The 18,322-nt window shown below is 44.0% G+C and carries 10 protein-coding genes and 2 tRNA genes; 5 read left to right on the forward strand and 7 right to left on the reverse strand.

Annotated features, from left to right (window positions below; all coding sequences use genetic code 11):
* Nucleotides 1–3: 3 nt before the first annotated feature.
* The 5 genes from EPX21_RS10495 to prfA all read right to left on the reverse strand — a co-directional run bounded on the left by EPX21_RS10495 (nucleotide 4) and on the right by prfA (nucleotide 6,562).
* Nucleotides 4–3,129, reverse strand: coding sequence for a TonB-dependent receptor (locus EPX21_RS10495; protein WP_134089647.1), 3,126 nt, complete (start codon nucleotides 3,127–3,129; stop codon nucleotides 4–6).
* Nucleotides 3,130–3,727: 598 nt separating this feature from the next.
* Complete coding sequence (locus EPX21_RS10500) at nucleotides 3,728–5,065, reverse strand: MATE family efflux transporter (protein WP_134089648.1); 1,338 nt, start codon at nucleotides 5,063–5,065, stop codon at nucleotides 3,728–3,730.
* A gap of 152 nt (nucleotides 5,066–5,217) precedes the next feature.
* Nucleotides 5,218–5,291, reverse strand: a tRNA-Asp gene (locus EPX21_RS10505).
* Between the two features lie 54 nt (nucleotides 5,292–5,345).
* Nucleotides 5,346–5,419 (reverse strand) — tRNA-Asp (locus tag EPX21_RS10510).
* Between the two features lie 69 nt (nucleotides 5,420–5,488).
* Nucleotides 5,489–6,562 carry a peptide chain release factor 1 gene (gene prfA / locus EPX21_RS10515; protein ID WP_134089649.1) on the reverse strand — a complete coding sequence of 358 codons (1,074 nt, stop codon included), beginning with the start codon at nucleotides 6,560–6,562 and terminating at the stop codon, nucleotides 5,489–5,491.
* Between the two features lie 189 nt (nucleotides 6,563–6,751).
* On the opposite strand from prfA, the gene gltX reads away from it, so the two are divergent.
* Together gltX and rsgA are read left to right on the forward strand one after the other, a co-directional pair.
* Complete coding sequence (gene gltX, locus EPX21_RS10520) at nucleotides 6,752–8,275, forward strand: glutamate--tRNA ligase (protein WP_134089650.1); 1,524 nt, start codon at nucleotides 6,752–6,754, stop codon at nucleotides 8,273–8,275.
* Nucleotides 8,276–9,193: a ribosome small subunit-dependent GTPase A gene (rsgA, locus tag EPX21_RS10525; RefSeq protein WP_134089651.1), complete on the forward strand. Its 918-nt coding sequence runs from the start codon at nucleotides 8,276–8,278 to the stop codon at nucleotides 9,191–9,193.
* A gap of 65 nt (nucleotides 9,194–9,258) precedes the next feature.
* Here rsgA and EPX21_RS10530 read toward each other — a convergent pair whose 3' ends face one another.
* Both EPX21_RS10530 and frr read right to left on the reverse strand, forming a co-directional pair.
* Nucleotides 9,259–11,628 (reverse strand): prolyl oligopeptidase family serine peptidase, encoded by a 2,370-nt coding sequence (locus tag EPX21_RS10530; RefSeq protein ID WP_134089652.1) that lies wholly within the window; start codon nucleotides 11,626–11,628, stop codon nucleotides 9,259–9,261.
* A gap of 397 nt (nucleotides 11,629–12,025) precedes the next feature.
* The gene (gene frr / locus EPX21_RS10535) at nucleotides 12,026–12,589 is read right to left on the reverse strand and encodes a ribosome recycling factor (RefSeq protein ID WP_134089653.1); all 564 of its coding nucleotides are present in this window, start codon (nucleotides 12,587–12,589) and stop codon (nucleotides 12,026–12,028) included.
* Between the two features lie 641 nt (nucleotides 12,590–13,230).
* Between frr and thrA the strand changes: the two genes are divergently transcribed.
* The 3 genes from thrA (at nucleotide 13,231) to thrC (ending at nucleotide 18,166) form a co-directional block, all read left to right on the forward strand.
* Nucleotides 13,231–15,678, forward strand: a complete 2,448-nt coding sequence (gene thrA / locus EPX21_RS10540; RefSeq protein WP_134089654.1) for a bifunctional aspartate kinase/homoserine dehydrogenase I — start codon at nucleotides 13,231–13,233, stop codon at nucleotides 15,676–15,678.
* 98 nt (nucleotides 15,679–15,776) lie between these two features.
* Entirely contained in the window at nucleotides 15,777–16,754 is a 978-nt protein-coding gene (locus EPX21_RS10545; RefSeq protein WP_134089655.1) for a homoserine kinase, read from the forward strand.
* Nucleotides 16,755–16,855: 101 nt separating this feature from the next.
* The gene (gene thrC / locus EPX21_RS10550; RefSeq protein ID WP_134089656.1) at nucleotides 16,856–18,166 is read left to right on the forward strand and encodes a threonine synthase; all 1,311 of its coding nucleotides are present in this window, start codon (nucleotides 16,856–16,858) and stop codon (nucleotides 18,164–18,166) included.
* Nucleotides 18,167–18,322 lie beyond the last annotated feature (156 nt).

The raw sequence follows: 18,322 nt of genomic DNA on the forward strand, positions 1-18,322 counted from the left end.
TAATTAAAATCCGACATTAAGACCAAAAGTAAAGGTGCGTGGCACTAGGTTGGTTGCTATATCCATGTTTGGTTCCGTGTTAGTTGTGACGCTACTAGCTAACTCAGGATCTGCTCCTTTGTACCCTGTAATAACGAAAGCGTTCTGCACTTGCGCGAAGATACGGAGACTATTGACTTGTATATGAGAAAGCAATTCTTTCGGAAAAGTATAACCTAAACCGATATTCTGAGCTCTTAAGAAATCGGCCTTCTCAATAAATTGAGATGTTGCGTTACTTGTTTGATAAATATTAGCCCCATATCCATACGCCAGTCTAGGGATATCGGTTACCTGTCCAGGGGTTGTCCACCGGTTTAATAAGTCTGTTCCGCCGTTACCGAACTGTTGGTTTAGCAAAATATTCTGCCTTGTTTGGTTGTATATGTAGTTTCCTCCAGAGAAACTCAGGAAAATATTGAGGTCGAAGTTTTTGTATCGGAAGGAATTGTTGAAGCCGCCAAACCATTTAGGCATGGTATTACCTAAAATGCGCTTGTCGCCTTCATTTAAGCCTCCTGTGGTTTGGGAGACGTCTGCAGGGTTGGCAGAATCATAAACAGCAAAACCCGATGTTCCGACGACTTGTTGAATTAAGGTTATATAGGTCGATCCATCTTCTCTTGTATTAATCTTTTCATATATTGGATTTCCGTTTTCGCTGTTAACCCCTCTCGATACAAAACCGTAGAAAGAAGCGATCGATTCGCCTTCTTGTGTAATATGATAGGCATAAGAAAGAGGCTGACCATTCACCAAGGTTTTCACTTTATTCGTTTGGAAAGTCGTGTTGAAGCTGGTGTTCCACGTAAAATCATTTTTATCAATAAGCGTCGCATTAAGCGTAAGCTCCAATCCCTTGTTGGTCATTCTTCCAACATTTTGGTTGATGGAGTTGCCAGGAATACCTAGGGACGATGGAATGGGAACTGCTAAAATCATGTTATCGATGTCATTAGTAAAATAATCCGCAGTGAAGGAGACGCGATCCCTAAACAACGTTGCATCCAAGCCAGCATTGAACTTTTTACTGGTTTCGAAACTTAGCTGGTCGTTACCCGCCTGGCTAAACCGGATGCCGGCATTGTTTCCATATTGGACCGGCGCGAAATTTCCTGCATAGGGATAGCTGCCGATCTCAACGTTACCAACTTTGGCATAGCCCCCTCTAATTTTTAGGTCGCTGATCCAACTTGTTTGGAAAAAATCTTCTTCGGAAAGACGCCATCCGATAGACGCACCAGGAAGCGTGGCCCCTTGATTACCCCAAGGTAAAGCGGATATCAAATCATGCCGTAGCGATGCGGTCAGCAAATAACGGTCTCTGAAACTATATTGTATTCGTCCAAAATAGGATTCCAACGCCTGTTCTGTAGCATTTCCTCCGATAAATTGGTTACTCAGTGTATTACTGATTATATTTTTGTTTTCTCCGAAGTAATCAGCGGATAACCCCCTGCCTTCTGCACTGAAACTGCGAACGCGCGTTTTTTGAATCTCTTGTCCGGCCAACAAGTTAATATGATGTTCTCCGAAACTGTTCGCGTATGTCAAGGTGTTCTGCCAATTGTAGCGGAATCTCGGCAGGGATTGTTGATATATGAGTCCGTCATAACCACGTCCGTCTCCATGATAACGATCCCAATATTGGTAATCTTCCGAAGTCAAGAGATTAACACCAATTTGGGTTTTTGCATGTAGATTCTTAACAATTTCTATATCTGCATAAGCGTCACCAGTGAGATTCAGCAAAGAATTATCGTTAATATTGTGGTCTAGAACGTATCTTTGATTTGTAAAGTTAGAAACTATAGGAATTAAATTGTTTCCTTGCCCTAAACCAGAACTGGAGATGTTGTAACTCCCATCAGGAAGCATAACCGGCACGTTGGGCAACCCATACAAAGCTCCGATGACATTTCCCGATAACGCATTGGTCCCTGTATTGAGCCCTTTATTGGTCGTATGTGAAATAGCTGTATTAATGCCTATGGTTAACCGATCATTAAAGCCTTTCTGATCGACCTTCAAACGAGCTGTATATCTTCTCAAACTATTTGCATCAATAATTCCTTGTTGGTCAGTAAAACCGAGAGACGCATAATAAGTTGTCCCACTGCTCCCTCCACTGAGAGACAATCCGTGATTGTGCTGAAAACCCGTGCGATAAATCACATCCTGCCAATCCGTATCGTAAATCCCACCTGCAGGATTCTCCATAGGAAAGGCCGCTTCCGGCTCGCCAACGTTGGTCAATTTCTCATTGGTAATTTCCATAAACTGCTCTGCATTCATAAGTTTGTACCTTTTGGAAGGATTTGCTATCCCGAACCAGTTATCATACGAAATCCTCTTCGATCCGGAGACACCTGATTTCGTGGTGATTAATATTACACCATTAGAGGCACGGGAACCATAGATCGCTGTTGCAGAACCATCTTTTAACACTTCCATGTTAGCGATATCATTTGGATTGATATCTCCAAGAGGGTTAGACGGCGTGACCCCACTTTGACTGCCAGTAATATAAGGCACCCCGTCAATTACGTAAAGTGGATCTGAACTGCTACTAATACTGTTGGTACCTCGGATTCTGATTTTCGCAGGCTGCCCTAATACCCCAGATGCAGTAGAGGCCTGTACCCCAGCTACCTGTCCTTGTAGGAATTTATCAATAGAAGGTATGGCCACGTTTTGCAGGTTTTCTCCCTTTACTGTACTAATCGCGCCAGTTAAATCTTTTCTTCTTTGCGTGCCGTAACCCGTTACGACCACCTCAGACAGCTCGGAGGCATCGGGACTGAGACTAACATCAATAACGCTCTTCCCATCTAAAGATATTGTTTGGCTCACGTAGCCGATATTTCTTACGATAATAGCATTGGCGTTCGTTGGAACTTTCAACGAATATCGACCTTGACCATCAGATTGTGTACCAATTGTCGTATTTGGAACAACTATAGAGGCCGCTGCAATAGGAGTTCCATCCGATTCATCAATGATTTTTCCGCTAATGATTCGCTCTTGCGCTTGTAGCACGCCTAAGAAAGAAAACATGAGGAGCATGCATGTAAAAAGTTTTTGTTTCATGTTTAGAAGATTGGGTAATTAAAGGTTGAATTGTTTACAAATGCCAATACAAACCCATTGCAACATAAAAAATGGCACAACAGTCTGGTTTGTAAAAAGTTTAGTTAAAGTTTAGGAGTTGTCGATGTGTTTCATGTTCGTTGGTTATTTGAGTTGGTGAAAAAAATTCCTAATCCCACATAATCTTGCCCGTTAATTGATCTTAATGAATAATTAGTTTCTAATAAACAGCTTTTTGTTTGTATTGCCCGGCCGACTTAATACAAAAATAAAACATGTATTCACAAATACAAGCTTTTTTGATTAAAAAAACAGTTAATCTGTTGTTTTATCATAAAAAACCCAAAAAAACAGGATTTTTTACAACACAAAGCAATTTATAAAAATAAAAAAAAAACAAAAAGCCACCATCTATCCCAAAATAAAACATTCCTCCAACACCAATACCAACACCAAACACACATAAAACACAACATATTTTATCATACATAAAAAAAACACCAACAGTTTTACAGGATTCTTTTAAATGAAACGGAATTTCTAGGAAATTGACGAAATAAAGTTGAGATTCTTAAAAAAGTAAGAAAAAAAATACAAACTAAGCACTTCTTAGCTTCAAAAATCGAACAGACAGAAGCACAGACACCAGACTGAGGCCAATAATCAGCCCAGTCCAGATGCCCGGGGCTTTCATCTCTAAATGAAAGGCGAGGTAGTAACCAACAGGCAAGCCTACACCCCAATAGGCAAGTCCAACGAGGAATGTAGGCACTTTTATATCCTTTGCTCCTCTAAGTAGGCCGACGGAAACAGCCTGTGTGGCATCAGATATCTGAAAAATAGCAGCGAATATCAATAAATAAGAGGCCAGCCCGACCACTTTGATATTATCATTAAAAAGTTTTGGCAGATAGTCGTTCAAAGATATAAACACAACAAAACAGAGACATCCATAGCAGAGGGCGGTCAACATGCTACTTTTGCCGATGATCCGGATATGCTTCCAGTCGTTTCTGCCATAAGCATTGCTAACACGGATGGAGCCTCCCTGAGCCAATCCCATAGACACCATAAAGGTAAATGCAGCGCAATTCATGGCGATTTGATGAGCAGCCTGTTCCTCAGCGCCGATCGTGCCAACTAATATGGCCGATACCGCAAAGACACCTACCTCCATACCGGCCTGTAAACTGCTGGGCACCCCAATTCGCAAAAGCTCCTTCATGGTATGCCAGCTAAATCTCCAATGCCTGCGCCCCGCAACTATATACCGTTTAAAAGTTTTGTGTTTTAATATGGTAAGCGCGAGTGCTATACATATCAGCGTTCTTGTGATTAGCGTACCCCATGCCGCACCCACCAGCTCTAACCTGGGCAAACCCCAGTTTCCAAAAATAAGCAGCCAATTAAGGAAGGCATTCAGAGGTAAGGCGATTAAGGAAAGCGTCATGGCTGTACGCGTATACTCCAAACCGTCCGTGAATTGTTTTAGCGACATAAATAAGATCATCGGGATAATGGAGATGCTGATGATACGCAAAAAGGGGACGGCCATCTCCGCCACTTGCGGATCTTGCTTTAGGTTAAATAGTATATTTTTACCGCATTCTAAGCCCAGCGAGATCATAATGGCTGTAGCGGTGCAGAGTATAACGCCATTGTACAAATAATGAGAAACCTTCTGCGCATCATTCTGTCCATGAGCCATAGCCACCAATTGCGATACAGACATCGTCATACCGATTCCTAAGACAAAGGGGATGTTTACAACACTCATTACCAAAGCAGCCGCAGCAAGTTGTTTGTAGCTAACGGACCCCACCATAGCCGTATCGATAAGACTCAACGCCATCTGGGCTAATTCACCTAAAATGATAGGACCTGCGAGCTTCAAAGTCTTGCCCGCCTCACTACGAAGCAATCCTAATCCGTGCATGCTTGAAAAGAAAAAACTTGCTTTTTTTACAAGTATTGTTTATGACCTCAGTTTAATATAAGACGGTATTTCCCCATTGACCAACGCATATCTTATCGGAAAAAATGGGAGAAAAAAAAATCCCTGCATAAAAACTAAGCAGAGATTGAAAGCGGTCCGGACGGGACTCGAACCCGCGACCCCATGCGTGACAGGCATGTATTCTAACCAGCTGAACTACCGGACCAAACTTTAACTATTTCAAGAACTAAAAAAGCATATTACTTGCTTTCCCTTTCAGCGGTCCGGACGGGACTCGAACCCGCGACCCCATGCGTGACAGGCATGTATTCTAACCAGCTGAACTACCGGACCTATTCCCCTCTTTTGAGGACTGCAAATATAGCGCGTTTTTTTAAAATTAAAATCTTTTTATGAAAAAAATTATTCGATGCCGCCCTCTTTCATTTTTTCTGCATTTTCCGCAAACTGAAGCGCATCTATAATCTCCTGTATATCACCGTCCATGATTGCGGGCAGGTTATACATGGTTAAGCCAATACGGTGCTCCGTTACCCGCCCCTGCGGATAGTTATAGGTCCGGATTTTAGCAGACCGATCACCTGTAGAGACCATTGTTTTCCGTTTTGCCGCAATATCTCCATGCTTCTTCTGCACTTCTAGCTCGTACAGTTTACTTCGGAGCATCTCCATGGCCAATTCCCGATTGGCTAACTGTGAGCGCTCTACTTGGCACACCACCACAATACCCGTGGGCTTGTGCGTCAACTGAACTTTCGTCTCCACTTTATTAACATTCTGACCGCCGGCGCCTCCCGAACGAGAGGTCTGCAATTCGACGTCCGCAGGATTAATCTCCACATCCACTTCTTCTGCTTCCGGTAAAACCGCAACGGATGCCGCAGAGGTGTGAACACGGCCCTGTGTCTCGGTGTCGGGAACGCGCTGCACCCGATGTACGCCCGATTCATATTTCAACTGACCATACACATCTTCTCCGCTAACTTTCAAGATGACTTCTTTATAACCTCCTGCCGTACCTTCCGTAACGTCCATCACTTCTACACGCCAGCCTTTTTGATCAAAGTAACGGGTATACATGCGGTATAGATCGCCCGCAAATAAAGCGGCTTCATCTCCTCCAGTACCTCCCCGAATCTCAAATATCGCGTTTTTAGCATCCTCGGGATCTTTAGGAATCATCATGAGCCTTACCTGCTCTTCTTTCTCCTCCTTCTGAACAAGCAGCGCATCTAAATCTTCCTTGGCCATTTCCCTCAGCTCCTGGTCTTTCTCATTGGCCAATATATCTTTATTGGTTTCAATGTTACTGATGATGTTCTTATAGATATGGTACTCCTCAACAATTTTGCCTAAATCTTTATATTCCTTGTTCAGCTTCGCAAAACGTTTCATGTCGTTTACCGTATCCGGGTTGCTCAACTCGCGCTCTACTTCCTCCCAACGTAATTTTATCGCTTCTAATTTTTCTAACATAGTGATATGGTTTGCATATACCTTATATCATTGCCTCTTAGGCAAAAAGTTTACAAACTTAGATAAAATGCCTGACATTAGCGAATAGCCGATTAGATCGCTACCTTCCTTCTGTAATTAAGCACAATACCCTTGGATATGACACCGTGAGGATTGCATATCCAAAGCCTTTTCTCTAAGTTTGCGCTTATGTCTACAGATAAAAAAGTTAGGGTAAGATTTGCACCCAGTCCAACGGGCGGACTACATCTCGGCGGCGTGCGTACCGTCCTGTTTAATTATCTTTTTGCCAAAAGTCAAGGCGGCGAATTTATACTACGGATTGAGGATACAGATCAGACACGGTATGTACCAGGTGCTGAAGAGTATATTCTCTCTTGTTTAGCATGGTGCGGCTTAACGCCCGATGAAAGTCCTACACACGGCGGGCCTTACGGGCCATATAGACAAAGTGAACGGAAAGACCGGTATCGCGACTTTGCCGAACAGCTGATACAGAGCGGTCATGCTTACTATGCATTCGATACGCCACAAGAACTCGAAGCCCAACGTCAGCTCGTTCCAAACTTTAAATATAGTCATGAAAATAGGCTGCAATTGCGCAACTCCTTAAGTATGGATGAGCAGGAAGTAAAAGAGCTTTTGGCGGCAGGCACACCTCATGTTATTCGTATCAAAATGCCTGTGGGCGAAACGGTCGGTTTTCATGATATGATTAGAGGTGCGGTAAGTTTCGAAACTTCGCTGGTGGACGATAAAGTACTTATGAAAGCAGACGGTATGCCTACTTATCATTTGGCAGTGGTAGTAGACGATTATCAAATGAAGATTACACATGCCTTTAGAGGAGAGGAATGGCTGCCTTCGGCCCCTGTACATCTACTTCTTTGGGAATATTTAGGTTGGAAGGACAGTATGCCTGAATGGGCTCACTTTCCATTAATTCTGAAGCCGGACGGAAATGGAAAACTCAGTAAACGCGATGGCGACCGATTAGGATTTCCTGTATATGCTATGAATTGGACCGATCCGAAAACGGGCGATCTTACCAAAGGTTTTAAAGAGCTTGGTTTTCTGCCAGAAGCTTTCGTTAACATGTTGGCCTTGCTTGGTTGGAATAACGGTACCGATCAGGAGATTTTCACGTTGGAGGAACTGATCCGTGAGTTTTCAATTGATCGCATCAGTAAGGCGGGAGCGAAATTTGATTTCGAGAAGGCAAAATGGTTTAATCATGAATGGATTAAACAAAGTGAGGACACTAGGTTACTCCCTATGGTCAAAGAGGTGCTGGAGAGCCATCAGGTTGATGCTCCAGTTGACAGCTACGTGGCCGAGGTGTTGGCATTGGTGAAAGACCGACTTACTTTTGTGGCCGATTTTTGGGAACAGGCTTCTTTCTTTTTTACACCTCCCATGCAATATGATTTAGAAGCCATTAAGAAAAAATGGAGCGAAGATAAAACAAATTTCTTCCAGGCGATCATTCCTGCGCTTGAAGCCTTCGAGCCTTGGGAAACCGAAGCGCTTGAACAGTATTACAAAGATGCGATACAGGCGAGCGGGTTAAAACTGGGTGAATTGATGTTGCCATTCCGCATCATGCTGGTGGGCGGCAAGTTCGGCCCACATGTATTTGATATCGCTAAATTACTCGGACGGGATGAAACGATTGTCCGAATGAAAAAAGGCTTGGCGGCTATTTTAGCATAGATGAAGGGACTCGTTACAAAATCTACCGGCAGTTGGTATACCGTCTCATCGGACGGCGTAAGCTATGAATGCCGCATAAAAGGCAAGTTTCGTACTAAGGACATAAAAACCACTAACCCAATCGCAGTAGGCGATTGGGTTGATATTGAACCGGAGCCCGAGCAGGAGACTGCCGTTATTACGAGGTTATACGACCGAAAGAATTATATGATTCGTAAATCGGTTAACCTGTCCAAGCAAGCCCAAATCATTGCTGCCAATCTAGATCAAGCGTACCTCGTGGTAACCTTAGCGTCGCCACCCACTTCTTTAGGTTTTATCGACCGATTTCTTGTTACGGCGGAAGCCTACGATATACCAGCCGGTCTTTTATTTAATAAACTAGACCTTTTTAGCGAAGAGGGTTTAGAAATCCTTGGCGAATACCGATCAATATATGATGCGCTAGGCTATCCTTGCTTTGAAATCTCGGCCTTAAAAGGAACGAATATGGAGTTTGTGGAGGCTTCCTTAAGCAATAAGGTGACCTTGATTTCCGGCCACAGCGGGGTAGGCAAATCGACCCTTATTAACCGCATCATTCCAGAAGCCGCATTACGTACCGGAAAAATCTCCGACTGGTCTGATAAGGGAAAACATACCACCACTTTTGCGGAAATGCTGCAATTGGAAAAGGGCGGCTACATCATCGATACACCTGGCATTCAGGAGTTCGGCGTAATTGATATCGAGAAGCAGGAGCTTAGCCATTTTTTTCCTGAAATGCGTGCGCTGATGCATCAATGCAGATTTAACAATTGCAGGCATATCAATGAACCCGGCTGTGCCGTTCTGGAAGCTTTGGAAGAGGGGGAAATTGAAGCCAGCAGATATGAAAGCTACTTAAGCATCTATCACGGTAATGATAGTCGAGCCTAAGTCCCACCTGATGTGAGTTTAACAGAGTGCTCGACTACAACCTTTTCAAACAGCGAAAATGGCGCCTATTCGTTAATAAGTTTCTCTTCAAAAAGCTTTAAAATACGTTTGTATTCATCGGTCCAGCTGCTCGGTTCAACGAACCCATGATCTTCTACCGGATACACTGCTAATTCCCAATTGTCTTTTCCTAACTCAATTAATCGTTGGCTAAGCCGCACAATATCCTGAAAATGAACATTAACATCCACCATACCATGGCACATTAATAAATGTCCTTTTAAGCCATCGGCAAAATTGATAGGCGATGATTGCTGATAGGCCTTGGGATCATTTACCGGCTCGTTCAAAATATTGGAAGTATAGCCATGGTTATAATGGGCCCAATCGGTCACCGACCGCAATGCGGCACCTGCTGCAAAAACTTCTGGCTCCGTAAAAAGTGCCATGAGTGTAATGAAGCCGCCATACGAGCCGCCATATATGCCAATATTCTTTGGGTTGACGCCGTATTTCTCCACCAGAAGTTTCGCCCCGTCCACCTGATCGGATAAATCTTTGCCGCCCATATGCCGATAAATACCCGTACGGTGATCTCTTCCATAGCCCGCGCTTGCCGTATAGTCGATATCCAGTACCGTATAACCGAGATCCACGAGTAAATTATGAAACATGTATTCCCGGAAATAAGAACTCCACCAATAGTGAACATTCTGTAAATACCCGGCACCATGAACAAAAATGACCGCGGGTTTATTCTTTTTAGGATTTTCAGGATGGTATAAGCGAGCGTAAATGCTATCCTGATAGCGATTTGCGAAACTGATCACCTCGGGCGAACGCCAAGGATAAGCTTTAAACTCATCGCTCCGCGATTCTGTAATTTGCAGGGGCTTTGCACCGGGTTTATTTTCCTGCAAATACAGTTCCCAAGGCGTATTGCTGCTCGAATAACGTATAGCAAGCCATTTTTCATCCGGCGAAAGGCTTACCTCATGCCCCCCTTTCATCGAGGTTATCTGTCTTAAGTCGCCTCCATTTACCGACAAACTATAGAAGTGTGTTATTCCGGGATGCGCTTTGTTAGCCGTCAAATAGAATGTCTTTTTATCCTTTGAAAGGACTAAATCTTGTACTTCGAAACGTCCGCTTGTAAGCTGCTTCTTCTGCCCATTGCTTACCGACATACGGTATAAATGCGAATATCCTGTCTGTTCACTTTGAAAATAGATATGATCATTATCTATCCACCCCACATGACCACCGCCCCATCCGCCAATACCTGGTCCCGCAATCCAAGCATCGTCATGTTGCCGATCCAAGGTTTGCAAAACACCTGATTGAAGGTCTAACGCTGCTATCCAACGATCTTTGTGATCTTGTGCATAAACTGCTACGACCGCTCGATCACCGTTGGGACTCCAATAAACGCCGGAAATATTAACCGCTCTGTCTTGGTTCAACTTTAACAAGGAATCTCTCTTTGACGGATAATCACTGTAGAAGTCGGGAATGTCCTTTATTCCCTCCAGACCTTGCGTAGAAATAGAAAGAATCGTATCTTTTTTTATATCATATAGAAAAGCGGTTGTAGTGCCCTGCTTATCGCCCACCTTATTTCGCGTCTGCATGTCTTCCGTATAGCCCGACGCTGTTACATAGTTCGGAACGATCGTATTCCTATTGTCCTTAACCGGGCTGTATTTTACATAAGCGACATATTGCAGATTGGGACTTGCGATAATGCTTCTGACCATTTCGTCCTCCGCAACGGGCAGCTCTTTCAACGACTTGGTTTCCTGTAGTTTTTGGAGGGAGTCTTGCACCTGACTCTTTTTCTTTCGTTCGCGAAGCACATCGAATAATGCTGACTGCTCATCTTTAAGCCACTGATCTTGATCCGAAAGTTTAGCGTCCCGCTGCTTTTGCTTAGAAGCTTTTGTAAAATTGGTTAACTGCCTCAACTCACTATTTAATAAAGAGATAGTATACAGATTATCTCCGCGCTTGAAAATAACAAGGCTTTCGTCCGCGTTAAATTGTGGCGTTGACTCCACGTCGACCGTCGCGGTCAATTGCTTCTCGCTCCGCGATTTTTTATCATAGATAAAAAGATCGCCATGCTTTATATATATTGCCCGATTCCCGTTTTTACTATATTGTATTTGGCGTACCAGATCGCGGCTTGCTTTTTCTTCTTGTTTTTTGGGTTGTCGGTCTTGCACCCCAACGCTGTACAAAGGGGCGTAATCAAGACTTTCAGGGTTCCACCTAAAGTACAAGCGCCCATCCAGCTCACCCCACCTGATATCCTCGGGAAAAACCCCCATCCATTGGGGATCACGCATGATCTTTTCAACCGTTAAGCTTGGTTTTTGCTGTGCCCATATAGGATTAAAATAGATAAAGACGATAAAAAGTAAGATTTTCTTCATGTTATGTAAACTTTGCCCTAAAGTACGAGCAATTTTTGAAGGATAGGTCTCCTTTACGCAACAATTTAGAAATATAGCACAGCTGTAGTCATACATTCCGGATTTTTTATCCCTTTTGAGCTTATCGCCACAGTGTCCTATAATTTTTCCGCTCGCCCGACATCTGTGAGGCCGGTCAAAACAGCGAAGATTTAATACATTTTAAGAAATCCCTTCAGCTTGATATATTCAATCCTGTAGTTGAGAAACAGGTCAGACGAAAGATACCCGTGTTCCCTTTATGTGTAGTATATTATGAATGAAAGTAAGTGTCTAAAAAGTAGTATCCCTTGGCAGACGCTCGACGCCAAGAAAACGACTTTTTAGACACCCCGTTTTAGAAATTTTAGAAAATTCCTTAGACCGTCATAATGTCTTTTTCTTTTGCTTCAGCCAATTTATCTACCTTAACGATGAAGCTGTCCGTTAACTTTTGAACTTCCCCTTCCCCTATTTTAATTTCATCTTCTGATACACCTTCACTCTTTAGTTTCTTAATTCCATCATTCGCGTCTTTTCGGATGTTCCGGATAGCCACTTTTCCTTTTTCTGCTTCATCTTTCACTTTCCGCACCAGTTCTCTACGGCGCTCTTCGGTTAAAGGCGGAACCGCTAAGCGAATAATATTTCCGTCATTCTGTGGGTTTAGTCCGATATTGGAATCGATGATGGCCCGCTCGATGGCACTTAATAAGCTTTTTTCCCAGGGTTGAATAACCAAGCTACGAGGGTCAGGTGTATTAATGTTTCCAACTTGCGATAATGGAGTGGGAGTTCCGTAATAGTCTACGTTAATTCCATCTAACATGGAGGGCATTGCTTTACCTGCGCGAATTTTAGTTAATTCAGATTCTGTATGCGAAATAGCTTTCTGCATGGAATCATTAGCGTCTTCTAGTTGTAACTTTATTAGGTCATTCATATGAATACAATAATTTTCTACGGCGATAAGAAATACTCAGCTGTTTACATCACTGACTATTGTGCTATTACAAAGATTGCCCAAAAATAAGATTTTTTATTCAATGGCAAAACTCCCTTCATAGGCTGTTTACTTGTTTGTTCCACGAGGAACAGTGGGCCTTTGCTTTCAGCCGTTGGGTGGCATTAGCGTATAAGCCACAATCAAGGAAAACAGTTAATAGGAAATAGTTAGTAGGCTGTAGGCCATAAGCAATCAGCCTTAGCTAATGGCCGTGCTATCCCATTCCGTATTTGCTGCAAAGCTTACCGGAAATCAGCCAGTATTCATTTACGTACAACGTAGACCCAGAACAATGAAACTCAAAAACCGTGCAACCGAATGCGAATTAACAATCTCTAAAAAAAATTAAAAATATCTTGACAAATTAAAAATAAACCGCTTACTTTACTGCCAATACAAAAAATGAAAAGAACAATAGCTATTACAACATCCACAATTATTACCACCGGGACAGCATGGTACCGAGGGAAGTAATCTTTATGTTGTAATACCAGCAAATAAACATAAAAGGCGCTTCTCTCGACGAGAAAGCGCCTTTCTTATTTAACAACCATTTTAAAGGACAATAGAAAATCTAAATGAAGATACTTAAGTTTGGGGGAACCTCAGTAGGATCGGCAGAAAGCATCCATGGTTTATTGGAAATCTTAAAGCAAGGCTACGCACAGGGAGAAAAACCTATTGTGGTTTTATCGGCCGTAAGTAGCGTTACCAACTTGCTGACGCAAATGGCGGAAGAAGCGGAGCAGGGTATCAGCTTTGTTCCGGCTCTAAAGGAACTGGAATCAATGCACTTCGACATTGTAAAGCAGCTTATTCAAATCAAAAACCAGAATCCGGTCTTGACCCAGCTTAAGCTCTTTTTAAATGAGCTGGAAGATTTGTTGCAAGGTGTACTGAATCTACGTGAACTCAGTCTGCAGAGCAAAGATCTTATCTTAAGTTATGGTGAACGTTGTTCTACCTTTCTGGTATCTAAAGTCGCCGCACAATATTTCCCCGAAAGTTTATTTGTTGACGCCAGCACTTTAATAAAAACCGACAGCCATTTTGGCAATGCGCGCGTAGATTTACAACAAAGCGAAATGCTCATTCGCCAGTTTGTACAGGCACATCCTGATAACTTTCTGTTTGTAACAGGCTTTATCGCATCGAACGTGAACGGTCGGATTACCACCTTAGGACGGGGGGGGAGCGATTATACCGCTGCCATTTTTGGGGCTGCCCTTCAGGCATCGTCCATCGAAATCTGGACGGATGTAGATGGCATGTTAACCGCAGACCCGCGCATGGTTAAAAAAGCCTTTCCTTTGCCGGTTTTATCTTATACCGAAGCGATGGAATTGTCTTATTTCGGTGCAAAAGTGATCTATCCGCCAACCATGATTCCGGCCTTCATGAAAAAAGTGCCGATTGTAATCCGCAATACTTTCAATCCCAGCTTCCACGGAACTGTAATTCAACACGATAGCGGAAAATCGCCGTACCCCATCAAAGGGATCTCCTCTATTAACGCTATCAGTGTTATCAACCTGAGTGGTAGTGGCATGATCGGAAAAGCGGGATTCAGCGGACGGCTCTTTTCCCTACTTGCCCATGAGCAAATCAACATTGTTCTGATCACTCAATCATCATCCGAACATAGCATCACCTTTGCTGTGCACCCGGCAGACGCTGTTAGGGCCAAACACCTAATCGAATCCGCCTTCGAGTTGGAACTGCTGGCAAAAAAACTCGAAGCCCCCGTCATCGAAAACGAGCTGTCGGTGCTTGCCATTGTCGGCGAAAACATGAAGCAAACGCCGGGCATTTCAGGAAAACTATTCCATGCATTGGGCCGTAATGGTATTAATGTAAGAGCCATCGCGCAGGGTTCATCCGAATACAATATTTCGGTAATCATTAACCAGTCGGATCTATCGAAGGCCTTGAACGCCGTGCACGATGCTTTTTTCACTGCCTTGAAGAAAACACTTCATGTATTCAATCTCGGAACCGGCAATATCGGGTCGACCTTGTTTAAGCAACTATCTGATCAACAAGACTTTTTACTAAACAACAATGACATCGAAGTAAAAGTAGTGGGGATAAGTAATTCGCGCAAGATGTTATTTGATGTTGAGGGGATTTCGCTAACATCCTGGCAAGCTGAGCTGGACGGTAAAGGCGAACCGGCCGATCTGGAGACTTTTATTAAGCGAATGGAAACGCTTAACTTACCTAATTGCATTTTTATCGACAACACCGCAAGCACAGACCCCACCAAGCATTATCTTCAGATTTTTAAATCGAATATCTCGGTGGTAACCTGTAATAAGATCGCCAACTCTTCGAGCTATGCGGAGTATAAACAGCTGCGTGATACGGCCCGCAGCCATGGTGTCGACTTCTTCTACGAAACTAATGTCGGAGCCGGACTTCCCATTGTGCGCACGTTAAAAGATCTTATGACGAGCGGAGATCGCATTATCCGCATCGAGGCCATTCTTTCAGGAACGATTTCTTATATTTTCAACAACTTCACAGGCAATGCATCTTTTCATGATGTGGTAAAGAGCGCGCAGGAACTCGGTTATACAGAACCTGACCCAAGGGACGACTTACGGGGTACCGATTTTATGCGAAAGATGCTTATTCTGGCCCGCGATAGCGGCCTAGCCATAGAAGCACAGGACGTTGAGCTGGGTGCTATCCTTCCGGAAGCCTGTTTAAACGCCCGGAATGTCGGCGAATTTTATGAGCAACTTAAAAAGGAAGCCTCCTTTTTCGATGCGCTGAAGGAAAAGGCCTTAAACGAAAATAGAGCGATCCGCTATATCGGAAAACTAGCGGACGGCAAGGTGTCTATTGCTTTGGAACTTGTGGATGAAAAACATCCTTTTTTTAACCTGTCAGGAAGCGACAATGTGATCTCCTTTACCACCGAGCGCTACAAGGAACGCCCTTTGGTGGTAAAAGGCCCTGGAGCTGGTAGCGAGGTTACTGCAGGGGGCGTATTTGCCGATCTAATGAACGCGGGAGCCTAAGAAGCTTTGAAACGGAAGGTTTAAGACCTGAAGCGGAAGGTATTTTTACTTCCTGCCTGCAGTAGCAGGTTTACTTTTGAATTTTTACTTATTAATAGATGGAATTAGCAACAGAAAAAGAACCGACTGGCAAAGTTGGAAAAGAACGAGATCAAGTGCATGTCTTCGCACCCGCAACGGTGGCTAACCTCGTATGCGGCTTTGACATTTTGGGGCTCGCCTTGGACGAACCGGGAGATGAAGTAATCATGAAACGTTCGGATGAACCCGGTGTCAGACTGTTAAAGATTACCGGTGATGACGGGCGCTTACCGTTAGACCCTTCAAAGAATACAGTAAGTGCTTGTGTACAGATGTTATTAAAGCATTTAAACCGTGAAGAGGTGGGAGTCGAAATAGAATTACACAAACATATGCCCATTGGTAGCGGCTTGGGTTCGAGCGCGGCCAGCACGGTAGCGGGTTTGTTTGCCATCAATCAATTACTCGGACAACCGTTAACTAAAGGAGATCTTTTACCTTTCGCCATGAAGGGAGAGGAGCTGGCCTGCGGACACGGCCACGCAGATAATGTAGCGCCATCTCTGCTTGGCGGTATCACCTTAATCAAAAGCTATGATCCGCTGGAAGTTATCCCTTTACCGGTGCCCGACAGCTTATACTGTTCTGTGGTATTTCCACATGTCGACGTGCCCACACGGGCCGCACGGCAAATGATCCGCGCTAAAATCGAGCTAAAAGATGCCGTAGTTCAATGGGGTAACATCGCAGGCTTAATAAGCGGTCTGTTTATGGGCGACTACGGTTTGATCGGCCGAAGTATGGAAGATGTGCTCATCGAACCCGTCCGGGCGATCCTGATTCCTGAGTTCTACGAAATGCGCAAAACGGCTATGGAAGTCGGTGCGTTGGGCTTCGGCATTTCCGGTTCGGGGCCCTCCGTCTTTGCTTTCTCAAATAACCGGCAAACCGCAGCGCATATTACAGAAAAGATTGTTCAGCACCTGCGGTCTAAGGAAATTGACAGCAATGGTTACGTTTCAAGTATTAATCAACATGGGCCTAGGGAACTTTAGTTGCGAGCTGCTAGTTGCCCCTGAGTCCACTTACATCGAACGAACAACTACAACACAGACTAATTAATACTGAAATCCGTAACTCATAGCTCATAACTCTAATGAATCTATACAGTACTAACAATAAAGAACTAAGGGTTTCTTTCAGAGAAGCCGTATTTAATAGCTTACCAGCAGACAAAGGGCTCTATATGCCGACGGAAATTCCTTCGCTTTCTGCCGACTTCATTGATAAACTTGATCAATTCAGCTTACAGGAAATCGCCTTCGAGGTGGCCAAAACCTTAATTGGCGACAGCATTCCAGCCAGTGACCTTCGTCAGCTAGTGGACGAAGCGATCAACTTTGAAGCTCCCGTCGTATCGTTCGATGAGCGTACCGCGGTGCTGGAACTTTTCCATGGCCCATCTCTCGCCTTTAAAGACTTCGGTGCCCGATTTATGAGTCGCATAATGGCTTATCTATCCACAACTACGGAAAAGGAGCAGCTCTTGGATGTGCTGGTTGCCACTTCCGGAGATACCGGCGGAGCCGTAGCACTCGGTTTTTTAGGCGTGACAGGCACGCGAGTGACCATCCTGTATCCGAAAGGAAAAGTGAGCCCTATCCAAGAGCAACAGTTAACCCGCAATGGTCAAAACATCCGCGCTATTGAGATCGATGGAACCTTTGATGACTGCCAGGCCCTGGTAAAAGAAGCCTTTAACGACTCGGAACTCAATCGACAATTCCGGTTAACATCGGCTAACTCCATTAATATTGCCCGCCTGATTCCCCAAACTTTTTACTATTTCAATGCATATGCGCAGATGAAGAGGAAAAGGATAACGGACATCGTTTTTGCTGTACCCAGCGGAAATTTTGGTAATATCGGTGCGGGCCTGCTGGCCTTTAAAATGGGCTTGCCCGTCAGGCAATTTTTAGCTGCTACCAATGTAAACGATACGGTCCCTCGCTTCCTGACAAGCGGCAGCTATGAGCCTCGGCCGTCCGTGGCCACCTTATCAAATGCCATGGACGTTGGGAATCCCAGTAACTGGGTGCGGATTATGGATCTTTTTGAAGCAAATCGCGACCTGTTGAAGGAAAAGGTGACCGCCTATGCTTATACTGACGAGGAGACTCGCAAAGCCATTGATGAGCTTTACAACAGCCACCAATATCTTGCCTGCCCACATACGGCCATTGCTTACTTAGCAGGGAAGGCTTATAAAAATGAGCAAGAAGGAAATTATATGACCGTCTTTTTATCGACAGCACATCCTTGCAAGTTTCCCGATGTTTTTCCGACAGATCTGCGGAAAGCTATCGATATACCGCAACAGGTAAAGGATTTGGAAAGCAAACCAGCTCAAAAGGATTTACTGGGAACTGATTTTGAAGCTTTTAAGCAGTGGCTATTGGAAAGGTAAAGGGGCTTAAGGTAGAAAGCAAAAGGTGTACGCTATGGGACCCAATGAAAACAGAAGGTATAAGGTTGCTCCCAACCTTTGTCATGTCCTAAAAAAAGTAGACACTTTTATTGTTGTTGATTAAGATGTTGGAATGTGGGAAACTCCAGAGGAGTT

Source organism: Olivibacter sp. XZL3 (assembly GCF_004368405.1).
Lineage (GTDB): Bacteria > Bacteroidota > Bacteroidia > Sphingobacteriales > Sphingobacteriaceae > Olivibacter.

What these genes read in the sequence shown, in the direction of transcription:
- EPX21_RS10495 (WP_134089647.1), bottom strand. Translation starts at nt 3,129, where the DNA reads ATGAAACAAAAACTTTTTACATGCATGCTCCTCATGTTTTCTTTCTTA.
- EPX21_RS10500 (WP_134089648.1), bottom strand. Translation starts at nt 5,065, where the DNA reads ATGCACGGATTAGGATTGCTTCGTAGTGAGGCGGGCAAGACTTTGAAG.
- prfA (WP_134089649.1), bottom strand. Translation starts at nt 6,562, where the DNA reads ATGTTAGAAAAATTAGAAGCGATAAAATTACGTTGGGAGGAAGTAGAG.
- gltX (WP_134089650.1), top strand. Translation starts at nt 6,752, where the DNA reads ATGTCTACAGATAAAAAAGTTAGGGTAAGATTTGCACCCAGTCCAACG.
- rsgA (WP_134089651.1), top strand. Translation starts at nt 8,276, where the DNA reads ATGAAGGGACTCGTTACAAAATCTACCGGCAGTTGGTATACCGTCTCA.
- EPX21_RS10530 (WP_134089652.1), bottom strand. Translation starts at nt 11,628, where the DNA reads ATGAAGAAAATCTTACTTTTTATCGTCTTTATCTATTTTAATCCTATA.
- frr (WP_134089653.1), bottom strand. Translation starts at nt 12,589, where the DNA reads ATGAATGACCTAATAAAGTTACAACTAGAAGACGCTAATGATTCCATG.
- thrA (WP_134089654.1), top strand. Translation starts at nt 13,231, where the DNA reads ATGAAGATACTTAAGTTTGGGGGAACCTCAGTAGGATCGGCAGAAAGC.
- EPX21_RS10545 (WP_134089655.1), top strand. Translation starts at nt 15,777, where the DNA reads ATGGAATTAGCAACAGAAAAAGAACCGACTGGCAAAGTTGGAAAAGAA.
- thrC (WP_134089656.1), top strand. Translation starts at nt 16,856, where the DNA reads ATGAATCTATACAGTACTAACAATAAAGAACTAAGGGTTTCTTTCAGA.